Raw genomic sequence first — 16,353 nt, forward strand, 5'->3', positions numbered from 1 at the left:
GCTTGCTCGGTCAGCTCTACCACTGCCTGCACAACCGGCAGCTCTTCGACGAGCATCACGCATTCACCTCCTTCTCAGCAGCTCCAGCCGCCGCAGCTTGACTTCTTAGGCACGTGAGATGTCTCTCGCCCGTATAGAAGTTCACGATATTGCGGTTGTGAAGAATGCCGGGGAGTCCGGCGTGCTGGACGGCGTGGAAGAGGAAGTAGTCGCTGCCGATGGTGTCCCTCGCCGGCGGCAGCGGCAGCCGCTCGTGCACCTGGTGGAAGCTGATATTGCACATGTCGATCCGCATGGGGTCGACGACCGTCAGCAGTGTGTGGTCCCGGGCGAAGGGTTCCGTTCCTGCGCCCCGGAAGGACGCCGCGGCGAACTTCCGCTTCTCCTCTCGCGGCCAGGCGGCGGGCGCCCACAGGCCGACGACGTCCAGATAGACGTCCGCGTCGAGCCGCCGGATCTCGCCGATGTCGACGGACAGTTCACCGATGAAGGAGCTTCCCGCCAGCACCACCGGCCGCTCGCGGTGCTCGGGGCCCAGCGCCGTCTCGCTCGCGCCGGGCGCGGCGTCGGCGGCGCGCAGCCCGAGGGAGGCGAGTTCGTGGTGGACGGGAAAGACGGGTTCGCCGTCCAGGGTCTGGTAGCGGCTGTCGGAGTCCCGGCGGTGGACCGAGGCGCAGCCCAGCGCACGGGCGATGAGGAACGCCCGGTTGGTGCAGGCGCCGTACGACACTCCGGTGGGGAGCATGAGGTCGAGCAGCAGTTCCGGCTTGGTGACCCCGGCACGGTGTGTCACCTGCTCCAGAAAGTCCCGCTGCTCCGCCTCGCCGAGGTGGTGTGTGATCACGTGCGGCGTCCTGGGCACCGCGCGCAGCGCTCCGGCGTGCGCCGCGAAGGACGCGGGGTCCGAGGTGTCGAGGATCAGGGTGTGCACTTCGACGTCGAAGTGCCGCGCCGCGTACGCCGCCTCACGGCTCAGGGCCGTGACCGTCTCGGCGCACTCCCGGTCGGTGGGAAGGGTCAGGCAGATTCTGCGCATCGCGCTCTCCGGTGTACGGGTCGGTTCCTACGCGTTCCAGGAGGCGAGGCCCAGCAGCTTCTCGCCGAGGGGCGTGAGCGCGCCGGTCTCGTACCGCAGGGACTCGTGCCGGACCGCGTCGCCGAGCAGCGTGGGGTTCCAGTCCGGGGTGCTGAGGTGGCGCCAGGACTCGACCCGGGACTTGCGCAGCGCGTGGTGCTCCTCCAGCGCGGGCATCATGGACAGGTACTGCACGGCGCGTACCCCGTTCCGCGAGGTGTTGGGCGCCACGCCGTGCGCCAGCATGCCGTTCCAGATCAGCAGGTCGCCCGCCTTGAGTTCGGGGCGGACGACGGGGAACTCGGCGCGGTCGGTGTTGGGCCGCACGGGGTCGCGGTCGGCGGGCTGGTCCAGCCGCCACCTGTCGAACCGCCGGAACAGCTCGGGGCAGCACTGGAAGCCGCCGAGGTCCGGCTGGGTGTCGTTGAGCGCGATACTCCCCTGGACTCTTTGCGGCAGCACAGCGAGGGTGGAGTCGACATCCCAGTGCAGCTCGATGTCGAAGCCCTCCTGGGTGGGTGCGATCAGCGAGCGGGAGCGGTTCTTGACGTTCGGCGGGTTGAGGTTGAGCCGGTCGAGGGTCACCCACAGCTCTTCGCAGTCCCAGACGTCGACGAACGCGTCGTAGACCCGCTGGGACTGGCGGCTGTCCCACAGGAGCTGGTGGTGGTACGCCTCCACGAAGCCGTAGACATGCAGGTCCCGGTCCAGGTCCGAGCGGAACTCCCGCTCCTCGTACCAGCTGTCCGGGCGGTCCGGGTCGAGCCCCTGGAAGTCCCAGGTGAAGTCGAGCAGCCGCCGCGCGGCCTCGGCGGGGATCGCCTCGCGGACGACGACGTATCCGTTCGTCTTCCAGAAGGCGTAGTCGGTCTCGGACAGCACGCGCAGCGGGCGGTTCTTGCGGATGTCCCGCAGGGGGGTCTGCGCGAGGTAGCTCTCACCGTCCGCGCTGAAGTAGGGGGTGTCCGACGCGGCTCGGTACAGATATCCGTCGTGCGTGGGCATGCGGTGGCTCCAGGGCTGGGTTGCGGAGTGGATCGGCCGCCTTTACGGCACACCAGCGGACAAGGAGGCGTGGGGGGACGGCGGAGCTGTGCCGCCGTCGCCGTCCGGGAACAGCGCTGCGGTGTCGCCGGGCGCGGACGGCCCGGTGCGGTGTCGACTCCCCGGTCGCGTCAGGGGGGAAGTGGCGGCCGGGGAGGGAACGCGCGTGCGCGCGGCGCTGGTGGCGTCGTCTGCGGATCACGCGGATCGCATGCGCGGCACGCGGGCAGGGCAGGGCGCGGAAGGCGCCGGGTTCGGGTGGAAGTCGTGATGCTCCGCGCCGACGGGGTGGCGGCAGAGCTGGGTTCCTCCCTCCTCGCGCCGATCACCCGTCGCTGGACTAGACCAACGACGACGCTCCTAAGATGGACTAGACCAGAGGGGCTGTCAACCCCCCTCCCCGTCAGGCCCGTTGGCCCCGTTGGCCCCGTTGGCCCCGTTGGCCCTGTTGGCCCCGTCTGCCCCATGGGCACCTCGGCGCGGCCCGGATCCACGGAGACCGCCGTACCGGGCGCCCCGGTCAGCCGGCGCCGGTGAGCACCTCCGCCGCGGCGATACCGGAGACCCGTGTGGCACCGTGCGTGGCCAGGTGAACCGCTCCGACCCGGTCCCCCGCCGGCACGCCCATCTCGACGACCAGCGCGTCCGGGCGCCGGCTCACCAGGCCCGCCAGCGCCCGGGACATCCAGCCGTGGCGCGCCGCGTCCCGCACCACCACGACCAGCTCCCGGCCGGTCGCGGGGGCGAGGGCGACCCGGTCCAGCAGACCGTTCTCGTCCGCCAGTTCGGACTCCGCGATCCGTACGGATGTCGTCCCCGGCCGCAGAGCGCGCAGCGGATCCGCCACGCCCCAGGGGGTACCGCCGTCCACGGCGAGGCTCATGGCCGGGGAGAGCTCCACGACGTGCGGGTCCCCCGCGAGGGGCAGCTCGGCGCCGGTGCCCGGCCGGCTGTGTACGCGGACCGCGCGGCGGGCGGCCACCAGCCCGATGTCGGGCGCGTCCGCCTCGGGCGCCGCGTCCCGCGCGAGCGCCGCCGACCAGGACGCGAACTCCCGCACCCGGGACGCGGCCTCGGCGAGCCGCTCCTCGGGCAGCGTGCCGTCGAGCACCGCGCGGACGAGGGCGTCCCGCAACCCGTCCGCCGTGGCCCGCTCCGCGCTCTCGCCGCCCACGCACACCGCGTCGGCGCCCGCGGCCACCGCCCGTACGGTGGCGCCCTCGATCCCGTAGACGTCGGATACGGCACCCATCTCGATGCCGTCGGTGACGACCAGCCCGGCGAAGCCGAGCTCGTCCCGCAGCAGCCCCTGGATGATGCGGGCGCTGAGGGTGGCCGGCAGTTCACCGTCGTAGGCGGGGGTGAGCATATGGGCGGTCATCACCGTACGGACACCCGCCTCCATGGCGGCCCGGAAGGGCGGCAGGGCGACCCGGGCGATCTCGTCGGCCCCGGCGGTGAACTGCGGCAGCCCGTGGTGCGAGTCGACGCTCGTATCGCCGTGACCGGGGAAGTGCTTGGCGCACGCGGCGACTCCCGCGGACTGCAGCCCGCGGATCCAGGCGGCCGTGTGCCGGGAGACGACGTCCGTGCGCGCGCCGAACGAGCGGACGCCGATGACCGGGTTCATCGGATTGGAGTTCACATCCGCGCTCGGCGCGAAGTCCAGGGAGACGCCGATGGCACGCAGCCGGTACCCGATGTCGCGCGCCACCCGCTCGGTCAGCTCGGTGTCGTCGATCGCCCCCAGCGCGAGGTTCCCCGGCCAGGACGCCCCCGTGCGCGCGTCGACCCGTGTCACATCACCGGCCTCCTCGTCGATGGCGACGACGAGTTCGGGGTTCTCGGCCCGCAGCGTACGCGTCAGCGCCGCCACCTGGTCCGGCGTCTCGATGTTGCGCCCGAACAGCACGACGGAGGCGAGCCCTTCCTCGGCGACTCTGCGGCGCAGCCAGTCCGGCGCGGTGGTGCCCTGGAATCCCGGCTGAAGCACGGAGTTGGCCAGCCGTGCGAGTTCCGGGTGGCTGCTGCTTGCCATGGCGACCTCCGAGAGGGGGCAGGGGCGGACCCGGCCGGCGGGTCCGGAGGACCGCCGGCCACAGTCAGGTGGATGAGCCGGATATTGGCCTATACCAATCAGAGGTGTCAAGGTGGCCTTGTGCGGGGTTGTGTTCGAAAATGAGCGCTCTCGAACGGCGCACCGCCAGGGCCGGGCGTGCGGCATCGGGGTTTCGCGCGAGCAGGGAGGCGCCCATCGCGCCCGCAGGCTGCGCAGCACAGGCATGGGCAGGGGCAGGGGCAGCCCTCGCCCAGCGGACTCGTCCGAAGACGCGCTCAGCCCAGGTTGATGTCGCCCCTGATCTCGCGGGCCTGGATGACGGGCCCCTCGATGTGCGCGTCACCGGAGATGATGTTCCGGTTCACGGACTCGTCGCGGTACTGCGCCGCGTAGACGGCCGCGCGGTGCGTCTCGGCCCACTCGCACAGCCGCGCCGCGAAGTCGCCGTCCTGCCGGGCGTACGCGGCGAGCCGGGCGGTGAACTCCCGCACCGCGTCGGGGTCGGACGGGTCGACGGCCCGGACGCCGTCACCGCCGCCGTCGCTGCCGCCGTGCGGCGCCTCCGGCGCGCGGCCCGCGGCGCGGCGCGCGAGGCTGACGAGCGACTGCCACGCCGACTCTCCGGCGGCGGTGGCAGCGCCGCTCGCGGCGGCACCGGCGAGGGCGACTGCGGCTTCGACGTCCATGCGGAGCACCGTAGAACAGTCGCCGCCGCGCCGCCAGATGCCCGGACCGCGCCCCGGGGCGCCCGGAGGGGGCGTCAGTTGCCCAGGTCCTCCGTGGAGCCGGGCTCCGGGGGCTCGAAGCTGTCGAAGCCCGCGGCCTCGACGAAGTCCGGGCGGGGGTTGAGCGCTGCCGCCAGCCGGAAGTGCCGCCGTGCCTCGTCGGGGCGGGCGGCCCGCTGCAGCGTGCGGGCGAGCGCGAAGTGCGCGAACGCGTTGTCGGGCTCGCGCTCCAGCACCCAGCCGAACTCCTGCTCGGCGGAGCGCAGCCGCGCCGCCAGGAAGTACGCGCGGGCACGCAGCAGGCGTGCCGCCGTGTGCTCGGGGTGCTCCGCGATGACGCCGTCCAGGAGCTGGACCGCGCCGCGCGGGTCACGCGCGTCGAGCAGATGTTCCGCAGCGCGGAACTGGATGATGTGCGTCTCGGGGCTGGTCACAGGGCGCTGCCCTCCTTCCGCATCGGATGCCGGGCAGAACGCTGCCCACAACGCCCGCCGCGGCCGCGGCATTCCCGCTATCGCGCGGCGCGCTCCCGCAGCCGTTCCCAGGTCTCGCGCACCTGGGGCTCCAGCGCCTCCAGCGGCCCGTCGTTGTCGATCACGATGTCCGCCACGGCGCGCCGCTCCTCGGGGGTGGCCTGGGCGGCCATCCGGGCGCGGGCCTCGCCTTCCTCCATACCGCGCAGCCGTACGAGGCGGTCGAGCCGGGTCTGCGGGGAGGCGTCGACGACGACCACGACGTCGTAGAGCGGCCCGAGGCCGTTCTCCGCGAGCAGCGGCACGTCGTGCACCACGACGGCGTCCTCGCCCGCCTGCCGCTCCAGCTCGGCGGAGCGCTCGCCGACCAGGGGGTGCACGATGGCGTTCAGCGCGGCGAGCCGGTCGGTGTCGGAGAAGACGAGCGCGCCGAGCTTCGGCCGGTCCAGGGTGCCGTCCGGGGCGAGGACCTCCTCGCCGAACTCCGCGACGACCGCCGCGAGCCCCCGCGTGCCCGGCTCCACGACCTCCCGGGCGATCCGGTCCGCGTCGACGATCACGGCGCCGTACGCCGCGAACAGCCGGGAGACCTCGCTCTTGCCCGCGCCGATACCGCCTGTCAATCCGACCTTGACCATGGCCACACGCTATACGCCCGGTGCTGCCCGGCCCTATCCGGCACCGCCTCCCACCCGCGGCCAGTGGGAGACCTACGGGGGCCTAGCCGGGGCCGTCCTCTCCCGGGGGGCGCTCACCGCCTCCGCTCTCGCGCTCCGCGAGGAACCGCTCGAAGACCTCGCCCAGCTCGTCGGCCGACGGCAGCTCCGCCGGCTCGGCGACCAGGTTGCCCCGGGTGTCGGCCCCGGCCACGGCGTCGTACTGCTGCTCAAGGCCGCGGACGACGGAGACCAGCTCCTCGTCCCCCTCGGCGAGCTGGCGCTCGATCTCGTCCTGGGCGCGGAGCGCCTGGGTGCGCAGCTGGTGGGCGACATCGGGGAGGACGAGGCCGGTGGCGGAGGTGATGGCCTCCGCGACGACCAGCGCCGCGTCGGGGTAGGTGGAACGGGCGATGTAGTGCGGGACGTGCGCGCCGACGCCGAGCACGTCGTGCCCGCTCTCGGCCAGCCGGAGCTCGATCAGCGCGGCGGCGCTGCCGGGGACCTGCGCCTCGTCGAAGAGGGAGCGGTGCCCGGGGATCAGCTCCGTGCGGTTGCCGTGCGGGGTGAGGCCGACCGGACGGGTGTGCGGAACGCCCATCGGGATGCCGTGGAACGTGACCGCGAGCCGCGCCCGTACCCGGTCCACGATCTCCTGCACGGCGGCGGTGAACCCCTCCCACTGGGCATCCGGCTCGGGCCCGGCGAGCAGCAGGAACGGGGCGCCCGTCGCATCCCGCATCAACCGCAGGTCCAGGCGGGGGGTGTCATAGGACACCCACCGGTCGCGGCGGAAGGTCATCAGCGGGCGCCGGGCGCGGTAGTCGATCAGCCGGTCCACGTCGAAGCGGGCGACGGTGAGATACGGCTGGCTCTCCAGCAGCCGCTCCACGATCTGCTCGCCGGTGTCCCCGGCATCCATGAAGCCCTCGAAGTGATAGAGCAGCACCAGGCCGGCGCTGTCCGGCTCGCCGATGATCTCGTCGACCGCGTCGAGCCCGCTCTGCTCCCATACGTACATACCCTGCGGATCCACTGACTCACGCTCCCTAGGCATACGTATCGTCAACGCGCGGTGCCAGAGGGGCATTCCCGCGTCCGGCACTTCGCGCCGCATACACGTCGCGCCACATACACCAACAGGAAGGTTCCCTAACTTTCTCCGAGCCGAGCCATTGACGCGTACAGGACATGCCCCTACCTTCGCGGAACACCGGAGATTCACATGAACATCCCGCGTTCATGTACGCGACCCAGGAGACCCCCATGCACCTGCGCAGCATCCTCGTGCCGTCCGTCGCAGCCCTGCTGGCCACGGGCGGGCTCGCCGCCGGCAGCGCGCCCGCCGGGGCCGGAACCCGGGACACCGTCGAGGTGCACGACGCCGCCGAACTCAAGGACGCCCTCGCCCAGGCCCGGGGCGGCGACACCATCCGGCTCGCCGACGGCGTCTACCGGGGCAACTTCAAGACGAGCCGCGCGGGCGGCGCCGGCTCCCCCGTCACCCTCACCGGCTCCCCGGACGCGGTCCTCACCGCGGGCGGCGGCTACGGCCTGCACCTGAACCGCGCCTCGCACTGGAACCTGCGCGGCTTCACCGTCACCGGCGGCCAGAAGGGCATCGTCATGGACGGCGCCGACGGAGTGCACATCGACGGCGTCACCGTGCACGGACTGGACATGGAGGCCGTCCACTGGCGGAGCTCCAGCTCCGACGGCTCCATCAGGAACTCCACCATCCGCGACACCGGCAACAACGGACGGGGCATGGGCGAGGGCGTCTACGTGGGCAGCGCCGGGGGCACCGGGGACCGGAGCGACAGCATCCTGATCGAGAACAACACCCTCGGCCCGGACATCGGCGGCGAGAACATCGACATCAAGGAGGGCACGACGGGCGCCAGGATCATCGGCAACACCTTCGACGGCAGCGGGCTGACCGGCGCCAACTACGACGACTCCTGGGTCGACATCAAGGGCAACGACGTCCTGGTCGAGGACAACGTCGGCAGGAACACCACGAACGACGGCTTCCAGACGCACGAGGTGCAGGACGGCTGGGGCTGCGGCGCCGTCTTCCGGGGGAACAGGGCCGATCTGACAGGGGCGACGGGCGGCGACCGGTACGCCATCAACGTCACCAACTACGCCGCCGGGTCGTGCGAGGTGACCGTCGCCGGGGACAACACGGTGACGGGCGGCAGGGGGCTGACCAACCCCGGGATCCCGGTCGGGGACTGAGCCGACCGGCTGCCTGACGCCCTCGGGGGCACCCTCGTGCGCTCCCTCGTGCGAGAGGCCCGCACCCCGGAACGGGGTGCGGGCCTCTCTGCGGGCTGTGCTGTACTGCCCGAGCGGCGAACCGTCAGGCCGTCAGCTCAGTCAGCTCTGACCGCCGGCCAGCTTCTCGCGGAGAGCCGCCAGGGCCTCGTCCGAGGCCAGGGCGCCGGAGTCGTCGTCCGAGCCCTCCGAGGAGTACGAGCCGCCGCCGCCCTGGCCGCCGCCGCCCTGCGGAGCCGGGGCCCCACCGGTCGAGGCACCCTCGGCTGCCGCCTGCTCATCGGCCTCGCGGGACTTGATGACCTGCGCCTGGTGCTGCTCGAAGCGCTGCTGCGCCTCGGCGTACTGGCGCTCCCACTCCTCGCGCTGCTTCTCGTAGCCGGGCAGCCAGTCGTTGGCCTCCGGGTCGAAGCCCTCGGGGTAGATGTAGTTGCCCTGGTCGTCGTAGGACGCGGCCATGCCGTAGAGCGTCGGGTCGAAGTCGACCGCGGTCGGGTCGGCGCCGAAGGACTCGTTGGCCTGCTTCAGCGAGAGGCTGATGCGGCGGCGCTCCAGGTCGATGTCGATGACCTTGACGAAGATCTCGTCGTTGACCTGGACGACCTGCTCCGGGATCTCCACGTGGCGCTCGGCCAGCTCGGAGATGTGGACCAGGCCCTCGATGCCCTCGTCCACCCGGACGAACGCGCCGAACGGCACCAGCTTGGTGACCTTGCCGGGCACGACCTGGCCGATCTGGTGCGTGCGCGCGAACTGCTGCCACGGGTCTTCCTGGGTCGCCTTGAGCGACAGGGAGACGCGCTCGCGGTCCATGTCGACGTCCAGGACCTCGACCGTGACCTCCTGGCCGACCTCGACGACCTCGGAGGGGTGGTCGATGTGCTTCCAGGACAGCTCGGAGACGTGCACCAGTCCGTCCACGCCGCCCAGGTCCACGAAGGCGCCGAAGTTGACGATGGAGGAAACGACCCCGGAGCGCACCTGGCCCTTCTGGAGGGTGGTGAGGAAGGTCTGGCGGACCTCGCTCTGGGTCTGCTCCAGCCAGGCACGGCGGGACAGGACCACGTTGTTGCGGTTCTTGTCCAGCTCGATGATCTTGGCTTCGAGCTCCTTGCCGACGTACGGCTGGAGGTCGCGGACCCGGCGCATCTCGACCAGGGAGGCCGGGAGGAAGCCGCGCAGGCCGATGTCGAGGATGAGGCCGCCCTTGACGACCTCGATGACGGTACCGGTGACGATGCCGTCCTCTTCCTTGATCTTCTCGATGGTGCCCCAGGCGCGCTCGTACTGCGCACGCTTCTTCGAGAGGATCAGGCGGCCTTCCTTGTCCTCCTTCTGGAGAACGAGGGCCTCGATCTCGTCGCCGACGGCGACGACCTCGTTGGGGTCGACGTCGTGCTTGATCGACAGCTCACGGGAAGGGATGACACCTTCGGTCTTGTAACCGATGTCGAGCAGGACCTCGTCCCGGTCGACCTTCACGATGACGCCGTCGACGATGTCGCCGTCGTTGAAGTACTTGATCGTCTCGTCGATCGCGGCGAGGAAGGCTTCCTCGGAACCGATGTCGTTGACCGCAACCTGCGGGGTGGTGGCGGAAGTCTCGGTGCTGCTCGTCATGTGGGAAAGGGTCTCCGGTACGGACATGAAAGTCGTAGGTACTGCTACGCCGAGAGCCCTTGATCGCACCACATGCAAGCCAGCCGGACAGCCTTGAGAGCCGGGAACCCGAGGGGACATACAACCGATGCGAGCGCGACCTGCTCCGTCCGAGGCGCGCAGGCCCGCAGCGCAACTTGTAGCATACGGGGGCTGCTGGGCATGGTCAATGCGCGAAAGAGCACACCTGGGATGGAACGCCCCATACCCGGCAGAAGTTCCGGCGCCGGGCCTGTGCCCAGCGCGTTCCGGCGACCGCATGCCGCCGCCCCGGCGGCGGCCGACGGACCGGACGGAAGAATACGCACAGCACGCGGACGGGCGCCATGGACGAGACGACCAGTGAGCCGGAGGCCGTGCGGCGGCCCGCCTCCGGCACCGAGAGCAGCCGCGCCAACCGGGCGTGGTGGGACGAGAACGCGGACGAGTACCAGCAGGACCACGGCGCCTTCCTCGGCGACGCGCGCTTCGTCTGGTGCCCCGAGGGCCTGGACGAGGCGGAGGCGGAGCTGCTCGGCCCGGCCTCCGCGCTGCGCGGACGCGATGTGCTGGAGGTCGGCGCGGGGGCTGCCCAGTGCTCCCGCTGGCTCGCCGCGCAGGGCGCCCGCCCGGTGGCGCTCGACCTCTCGCACCGGCAGCTCCGGCACGCGCTGCGGCTCGGCCGCGCGGACGGCGGCCCGGACGACGGCCCGGACGGCAGCGAGCCGGGTTTTCCGCTGGTGGAGGCGGACGCCACCGCGCTGCCGTTCGCGGCCGGCTCCTTCGACCTGGCCTGCTCCGCCTTCGGGGCGCTGCCCTTCGTGGCCGAGCCCGACCGTGTGATGCGCGAGGTGCGGCGGGTGCTGCGGCCGGGCGGCCGGTGGGTGTTCTCCGTGACGCACCCGCTGCGCTGGGCGCTGGCCGACGAGCCGGGCCCGGCGGGGCTGACCGTGCTCGCCTCGTACTTCGACCGCACGCCGTACGTGGAACAGGACGCGCGGGGGCGCACCGTCTACGCGGAGCACCACAGGACGCTCGGCGACCGGGTGCGGGACGTGGTCGGCGCCGGGTTCCGGCTGGTGGACCTGGTGGAGCCGGAGTGGCCGGACTGGAACCAGCAGGTGTGGGGCGGCTGGTCGCCGCTGCGCGGCAGGCTGGTCCCGGGCACGGCGATCTTCGTCTGCGAGCGTGGGTAGCCGCGCGGCGTTCTTGCCGGGCAGGGGCTGCCCCTTACCGCGCACCGCGGACTGCGGGTGCGTCGTGGTTGATCGCGCAGTTCCCCGCGCCCCTGCGGGGCGCCCATGGCCGGTCGACAGCCCTGCGGGCCACACGCGCGATCCGCCGGGCGGGTGCTGCATTCCGGCCCGCCCGGCACACGCTTGCCAAGTCGGCCCCGCACTCGGAGCATGCGGCACATGGCACATTGTGAGGTCTGCGGCAACGACTACGATCTGGCCTTCTACGTGGAGACCCAGGACGGCGCACGCCATGTGTTCGACTCCTTCGCCTGTGCCATCCACCGCATGGCACCGATCTGCGAGCACTGCCGGGTCCAGATCATCGGCCAGGGCGTGGAGGTCGACGGGCAGTGGTACTGCGGTGCGCACTGCGCCCGTGCCGAGGGCCGGGCCGGCATCGTCGACAAGGTCTGACCGGGCCGCCCCCGCCCGCCGGATCCGGGGCGGGGGACACTGGGTGCGTGTTGCGGACCGATGAGCTGGGGCGGCTGCCCGTCGGAGAGGCGCTGCCCGAGCTGCGCGAGGCGCTCGGCGCGGTCGGTGCCGCCGTCCTGCACGCACCCCCGGGAACGGGCAAGACCACACTCGTGCCGCTCGCGCTGGCCGGACTGCTCGGGGACGGCGCGCCCGCGCGGCGGGTGCTGGTCGCCGAGCCGCGCCGGATGGCGGCGCGTGCCGCGGCCCGCCGGATGGCGTGGCTGCTCGGTGAGCGCCCCGGCGCCCGGGTCGGCTTCACGGTGCGCGGCGAGCGCAGGGCGGGGCCGCGCACCCGCGTGGAGGTCGTCACCACGGGGGTGCTGCTCCAGCGGCTGCAGCGCGACCCGGAGCTGCCCGGAACGGACGCGGTGCTGCTCGACGAGTGCCACGAGCGGCATCTCGACGCCGACACCGCCCTCGCGTTCCTGCTGGACGTGCGCGAGACGCTCCGGCCCGACCTGCGGCTGGTCGCGGCGTCGGCGACGCAGGACAGCGCGGCGTGGGCGCGGCTGCTGTCGGCGCCCGTCGTGCGGGCGGAGGGCGACGGCCATCCGGTGGACGTGCGGTACGCGCCGCCGCCCTCCGCCGTGCGGCCCGCGCACGGCACCCTTGTGGACCCCGCGCTGCTGCGCCATGTGGCGGCGACTGTCCGGCGGGCGCTGGCCGGGGTGCCCGAGGGGGACGTGCTGTGCTTCCTGCCGGGCGCCGGGGAGATCGCGCGGGTGGCCGGGCTGCTGGCGGGACTGCCGGGCACCGAGGTGCTGCAACTGCACGGGCGGGCGTCCGCCGCGCTCCAGGAGGAGGTGCTGCGGGGCGGCGACGGGGAGGCGCGGCGGGTGATCCTGTCGACCGCCGTGGCCGAGTCGAGCCTGACCGTGCCCGGTGTCCGGACGGTGGTGGACTCCGGGCTCGCCCGGGAGCCCCGTATGGACCACGCGCGCGGGCTCGGCTCGCTGACGACCGTGCGGGTGTCGGTCGCGGGCGCCGCGCAGCGCACGGGGCGTGCGGGCCGGGAGGCGCCCGGATGGGCGTTCCGCTGCTGGGCGGAGGGGGAGGACGCGGGCCGCCCGCGCGAGCCCTCCCCCGAGATCGCGGTGGCCGATCTTGCGGGCTTCGCGCTCCAGGCCGCCTGCTGGGGCGCCCCGGACGGGCGCGGCCTCGCGCTGCTCGACGCGCCGCCCAAGGGCGCGCTGGCGGCCGCGAACGGCACGCTGCGGGCCGTCGGCGCGCTGGACGGCGCGGGGAAGGTCACGGCGCGCGGCGCCCGGATGGCCCGGCTGGGCCTGCCTCCGCGGCTGGCGCGGGCGCTGCTGGACGGCGCGGAGGCCGTGGGCGCCGAGCGCGCCGCCGAGGCGGTGGCGCTGCTGAGCGAGGAGCCGCCCCGCGCGTACGGGGACGACGCGGCCGAGGCGCTGCGCACCGCCCGGAGGGCGGGGCGGCGGGATCCCTACGGGGCGCGGTGGTCCGCCGAGGTGCGCCGCCTGCGCGGGCTGCTGGACGAGCCCGGACGGGCCCCGCGACCGCCGCACCCGTCCGACGGCCGCTCCGGCCCCCCTTCCGGGGCTCTGTCCGACGAGGAGGCGGTCGGAACGGTCGTCGCTTTCGCCTACCCGGAACGCGTCGCCCGTGCGCGCGGTGGAGCCCCGCCCGGGACGGACCGCACTGCCGACCGCACCGCCGACCGCGCTGCCGAGCACCGTTCCGCGTACCACATGGCGTCGGGTACGGGCGCGGAGCTGTCGCACGAAACGCGCCTGCGGCACGCGCGGTGGCTCGCCGTGGCGGTCGCCGACCGGCCCGTGGGCTCGGCGACCGCGCGCATACGGCTGGCCGCCGCCGTCGACGAGCGAACCGCGCTCCGTGCCGCCGCCGCGCTGCGTTCCGTACGGAGCGAGGTCCGGTGGGACACGGAGCGCGGCGCCGTGACGGCACGGGAGGTGGACCAGCTCGGCGCCGTCGAGCTGGCGTCGCGCCCGCTGCGCGACCCCGGCCCCGCACTCGTACGCGAGGCCCTGCTGGATGCGCTGCGGGCGCACGGTCCGGGGCTGCTGCGGTGGCCGGACGGTGCGGTGGCGCTGCGCCGGCGGCTGGCCTTCCTGCACCACGCCCTCGGGGAGCCCTGGCCGGACGTCTCGGACGCCGCGCTGCTGGCGGATGCCGAGGGCTGGCTGACGGGCGAGCGGCTGCCGGACGGCGGCGAGCTGCTGCACTCCCTGCTGCCCTGGGCCACCGGTGACGCGGCCCGGCTGGACGAGCTGGCGCCGGAGCGGATCGAGGTACCGTCCGGCTCGCGGGTCCGCGTCGACTACGCGCGCCCCGAGCAGCCGGTGCTGGCGGTGAAGCTGCAGGAGATGTTCGGCGCGCGGGAGACCCCGCGGCTGGCGGACGGGCGGGTGCCGGTACTGGTGCACCTCCTCTCCCCCGCCGGGCGCCCGGCGGCTGTGACGGCCGATCTGGCGTCGTTCTGGCGGGACGGCTACCGGGGCGTACGGGCGGAGCTGCGCGGCCGGTATCCCCGGCACCCGTGGCCCGAGGACCCGGCGGCGGCCGAGCCGACGCGACACACGAAGGCGCGGTCCCGCCGCTGACGCCGGCCCGTCACCGACACCGGCCCGTCACCGGCACCGGCCCGTCACCGATGCCGGTCCGTCACCGACACCGGTCCGTCGGGTCCTGCCGGGCCAGGGCGGTCCCCTGCGGCGCTTCGCGGTCCGCGGAGCCGCAGCAGGGCCGGGCCCCGCGCCCCCGGCGGGGCGACGCGACTCCGCCACTCCAGGGTGAGCGACAGGGCGAGCAGCAGCGTGCCCAGGCCCAGGGAGCCCCAGGGCAGATACGACGTGAAGAGCAGGATCAGCCGGCGCTGGGACGTGACCAGGTCGACGGCGTCGTCCTGGAAGTCGGGCCGCATCTTGACGTGCCCGGAGAACGCCGTGAGCGGCTTCTTCTCCGGCTTGTCCCTCCAGCGCATCTGCTCCTTGTGCAGCTCCTGGCCGTCGACGGGGGCGCCGGTGGTGGGCTCGACCCAGAACATCCGCTTGGTGGAGTACCAGCGCTCCAGCCCGAACTGCTCGACGGTCCGGGGCGTGACACCCAGCGGCAGCTTCTTGGGCACCTTGACCTTGGTCCAGGGGATGGTCTGCTCGAAGTAGTAGGTCTTCAGCCCTTTGACGGTGCGGGTGCCCTTGTAGTGGATGGGCGCCGAGGTGCGGGTCTGGAAGTCGTAGTACTCGTAGTCCCGCTTCTCGGTGAGGAACGGCCACTTGTACTCGATGCCCGTACGGCGGACCTTGTCGCCGTCGACGTGTTCGCCGGGGACGTTGACCGGCTCCTGGGAGTGGGCGTCGAAGATGTAGCGCTCGGGGATGCTGGAGACCAGTTCGCCCCGGGCGTCGGCGACATGGCTGAGGGTGTCCCAGACGACGACGTCCCGGCCGGTGCGCTCCTTGACCTTCTTCGCTTCCTCCACATTGCCCTTGAGGGTCTGCACGATGCTGACCTTGGGGACCTTTCTGGGCTTCAGGGTGGTGTAGTCGAGGAGGGTGGCGTCCTTGGCCTCCAGCACCATCGTCTGGTACTGGCTGGGCGGCACCTTCGCCAGCCGCGGGAACGCGTACCAGCGGATCAGCGGGGACAGCGCGGCGAAGAAGACCGCGAAGGCGAGGAGCACCAGGCTCGCTCTCCGGCGCATGCTGCCTCCTGCGGCTAGGGGTGCTCGGGAACGGTGGTGCGCAGCGGCTTCGGTGAGGTCTCGCCCGGCGGTGCGCCGATGGCCGTCACCGTGAGGACGACAGCGAGGGCGGCGGCCAGTCCGATGGCCGCCGCGATGAGGGCACGCATGGGTGGGCCTCCCTCCCGGTCCCGTCCGCCCGCTTCCTGATGGGGCGTCAGTTCGGCGTGGGCACCGTAGCAACGGCCTGCGAAGAGGGGAACAGCGCTGCGCGGCTGTTGTGCGGCGCCGCGCCGGAACGCGCCCGCCCCCTCGCCCCGGGCAGCGGGGCGAGGGGGCGGGATGCGGGAAGGGCCGTCAGCCCTTCACGGTGAGCTTGACGGTCAGGGTGCCCCCGCCGTCGGCCTTGAGGGTGAGGCTGAAGGTGCCGGCGGTGTCGCCCGCGTACAGCTCCGGCAGCCGCAGCACACCGTCGGCGCCGGTCTTCAGGCCCTCCAGTACGTGTACGGGCTTGCCGTCGGCGCCCTTGAAGAACGGGCCGCCCTCGGTGTCCGCCAGCGTCGCGGAGACGGCGACGCCCGCGACGGCCTTGCCGCCCTTCGACGCCTTGACCTCGACGGGCTCGGCGAACTCCGCGCCCTTGCCGGCCTCCAGCGGGCCGTCCGTCGTACGGGCCAGCTCATCCGCCTGCGGGGCCGTCACCGACGCCTTGAAGTCCACCGCTCCCAGATCCTGCCCGGGGACGGCGGCCCGGAGGGTGAAGGAGCCGGTCCGGGTGCCAGCGCCGAGCGCCGGGGCGGTGGCGACGCCGTCGGCTGCGGTGCTGACGGTGACCTTCTTGACGCCGCCCTCGAAGGACGCGCCGGTGGCGCCGCGCACCTCGAAGGTGACCTTGACGCCCTTGACGCCCCTGCCCTGGCCGTCCTTGACCCGCACCCGCGGGCGTTCGGCGAACTGCGTGCCCGCGACGGCCGAGAACTCCGTGGCACCGACCCGCTCCACGGCCGCCGGGCCCTTGGGC

The 16,353-nt window shown here is 73.1% G+C and carries 14 protein-coding genes and 1 pseudogene; 4 read left to right on the top strand and 11 right to left on the bottom strand.

Going from position 1 to position 16,353, the window contains the following annotated elements; genetic code table 11:
- Window positions 1-121: 121 nt before the first annotated feature.
- The 7 genes and pseudogenes from G5C65_RS14705 to G5C65_RS14735 form a co-directional block, all read right to left on the bottom strand.
- Window positions 122-1,036: pseudogene (locus tag G5C65_RS14705) on the bottom strand (DUF6271 family protein); the annotation flags it as partial.
- 27 nt (window positions 1,037-1,063) lie between these two features.
- A complete protein-coding gene (locus tag G5C65_RS14710; protein ID WP_165299265.1) occupies window positions 1,064-2,080 on the bottom strand; it encodes a phytanoyl-CoA dioxygenase family protein in 1,017 nt (338 codons plus the stop codon).
- 559 nt (window positions 2,081-2,639) lie between these two features.
- Entirely contained in the window at window positions 2,640-4,157 is a 1,518-nt protein-coding gene (locus G5C65_RS14715) for a glycoside hydrolase family 3 protein (protein WP_165299266.1), read from the bottom strand.
- A 296-nt stretch (window positions 4,158-4,453) separates the two neighbouring features.
- Window positions 4,454-4,864: a hypothetical protein gene (locus tag G5C65_RS14720; protein ID WP_165299267.1), complete on the bottom strand. Its 411-nt coding sequence runs from the start codon at window positions 4,862-4,864 to the stop codon at window positions 4,454-4,456.
- Between the two features lie 74 nt (window positions 4,865-4,938).
- Window positions 4,939-5,337: a tetratricopeptide repeat protein gene (locus G5C65_RS14725; protein WP_338146395.1), complete on the bottom strand. Its 399-nt coding sequence runs from the start codon at window positions 5,335-5,337 to the stop codon at window positions 4,939-4,941.
- Between the two features lie 77 nt (window positions 5,338-5,414).
- Window positions 5,415-6,014, bottom strand: a complete 600-nt coding sequence (gene coaE, locus G5C65_RS14730) for a dephospho-CoA kinase (protein ID WP_165299269.1) — start codon at window positions 6,012-6,014, stop codon at window positions 5,415-5,417.
- An 82-nt stretch (window positions 6,015-6,096) separates the two neighbouring features.
- Window positions 6,097-7,053, bottom strand: a complete 957-nt coding sequence (locus G5C65_RS14735; protein ID WP_206441806.1) for a proteasome assembly chaperone family protein — start codon at window positions 7,051-7,053, stop codon at window positions 6,097-6,099.
- 245 nt (window positions 7,054-7,298) lie between these two features.
- Between G5C65_RS14735 and G5C65_RS14740 the strand changes: the two genes are divergently transcribed.
- Window positions 7,299-8,273: a right-handed parallel beta-helix repeat-containing protein gene (locus G5C65_RS14740; RefSeq protein WP_165299271.1), complete on the top strand. Its 975-nt coding sequence runs from the start codon at window positions 7,299-7,301 to the stop codon at window positions 8,271-8,273.
- A gap of 141 nt (window positions 8,274-8,414) precedes the next feature.
- Here the strand turns inward: G5C65_RS14740 and rpsA are convergent, their stop codons facing one another.
- Window positions 8,415-9,932 (bottom strand): 30S ribosomal protein S1, encoded by a 1,518-nt coding sequence (gene rpsA / locus G5C65_RS14745; RefSeq protein WP_165299272.1) that lies wholly within the window; start codon window positions 9,930-9,932, stop codon window positions 8,415-8,417.
- A gap of 365 nt (window positions 9,933-10,297) precedes the next feature.
- Between rpsA and G5C65_RS14750 the strand changes: the two genes are divergently transcribed.
- From G5C65_RS14750 to hrpB, 3 genes are all read left to right on the top strand, one after another.
- A complete protein-coding gene (locus G5C65_RS14750; protein WP_165299273.1) occupies window positions 10,298-11,146 on the top strand; it encodes a class I SAM-dependent methyltransferase in 849 nt (282 codons plus the stop codon).
- 219 nt (window positions 11,147-11,365) lie between these two features.
- Entirely contained in the window at window positions 11,366-11,602 is a 237-nt protein-coding gene (locus G5C65_RS14755) for a hypothetical protein (RefSeq protein ID WP_165299274.1), read from the top strand.
- 47 nt (window positions 11,603-11,649) lie between these two features.
- Window positions 11,650-14,253 (top strand): ATP-dependent helicase HrpB, encoded by a 2,604-nt coding sequence (hrpB, locus tag G5C65_RS14760; protein ID WP_165299275.1) that lies wholly within the window; start codon window positions 11,650-11,652, stop codon window positions 14,251-14,253.
- Between the two features lie 44 nt (window positions 14,254-14,297).
- On the opposite strand, the gene pgfA is transcribed toward hrpB, so the two are convergent.
- The 3 genes from pgfA to G5C65_RS14775 all read right to left on the bottom strand — a co-directional run.
- On the bottom strand, window positions 14,298-15,353 hold the full coding sequence (pgfA, locus tag G5C65_RS14765; protein WP_165299276.1) for a cell envelope lipid trafficking protein PgfA: 1,056 nt from the start codon (window positions 15,351-15,353) through the stop codon (window positions 14,298-14,300).
- 14 nt (window positions 15,354-15,367) lie between these two features.
- Window positions 15,368-15,502 carry an SPW_0924 family protein gene (locus tag G5C65_RS14770; RefSeq protein ID WP_165299277.1) on the bottom strand — a complete coding sequence of 45 codons (135 nt, stop codon included), beginning with the start codon at window positions 15,500-15,502 and terminating at the stop codon, window positions 15,368-15,370.
- A gap of 187 nt (window positions 15,503-15,689) precedes the next feature.
- On the bottom strand, window positions 15,690-16,353 hold a 664-nt coding region (locus G5C65_RS14775), incomplete at its 5' end, for an Ig-like domain-containing protein (protein WP_478501606.1).

It is taken from the genome of Streptomyces boncukensis (assembly GCF_011045075.1).
GTDB classification, from domain to species: domain Bacteria; phylum Actinomycetota; class Actinomycetes; order Streptomycetales; family Streptomycetaceae; genus Streptomyces; species Streptomyces boncukensis.

Bases quoted from the DNA above. Each gene is read 5' to 3' on its own strand.
- G5C65_RS14710 (WP_165299265.1), bottom strand. From the start codon at position 2,080: ATGCCCACGCACGACGGATATCTGTACCGAGCCGCGTCGGACACCCCC.
- G5C65_RS14715 (WP_165299266.1), bottom strand. From the start codon at position 4,157: ATGGCAAGCAGCAGCCACCCGGAACTCGCACGGCTGGCCAACTCCGTG.
- G5C65_RS14720 (WP_165299267.1), bottom strand. From the start codon at position 4,864: ATGGACGTCGAAGCCGCAGTCGCCCTCGCCGGTGCCGCCGCGAGCGGC.
- coaE (WP_165299269.1), bottom strand. From the start codon at position 6,014: ATGGTCAAGGTCGGATTGACAGGCGGTATCGGCGCGGGCAAGAGCGAG.
- G5C65_RS14735 (WP_206441806.1), bottom strand. From the start codon at position 7,053: ATGTACGTATGGGAGCAGAGCGGGCTCGACGCGGTCGACGAGATCATC.
- G5C65_RS14740 (WP_165299271.1), top strand. From the start codon at position 7,299: ATGCACCTGCGCAGCATCCTCGTGCCGTCCGTCGCAGCCCTGCTGGCC.
- rpsA (WP_165299272.1), bottom strand. From the start codon at position 9,932: ATGACGAGCAGCACCGAGACTTCCGCCACCACCCCGCAGGTTGCGGTC.
- G5C65_RS14750 (WP_165299273.1), top strand. From the start codon at position 10,298: ATGGACGAGACGACCAGTGAGCCGGAGGCCGTGCGGCGGCCCGCCTCC.
- G5C65_RS14755 (WP_165299274.1), top strand. From the start codon at position 11,366: ATGGCACATTGTGAGGTCTGCGGCAACGACTACGATCTGGCCTTCTAC.
- pgfA (WP_165299276.1), bottom strand. From the start codon at position 15,353: ATGCGCCGGAGAGCGAGCCTGGTGCTCCTCGCCTTCGCGGTCTTCTTC.
- G5C65_RS14770 (WP_165299277.1), bottom strand. From the start codon at position 15,502: ATGCGTGCCCTCATCGCGGCGGCCATCGGACTGGCCGCCGCCCTCGCT.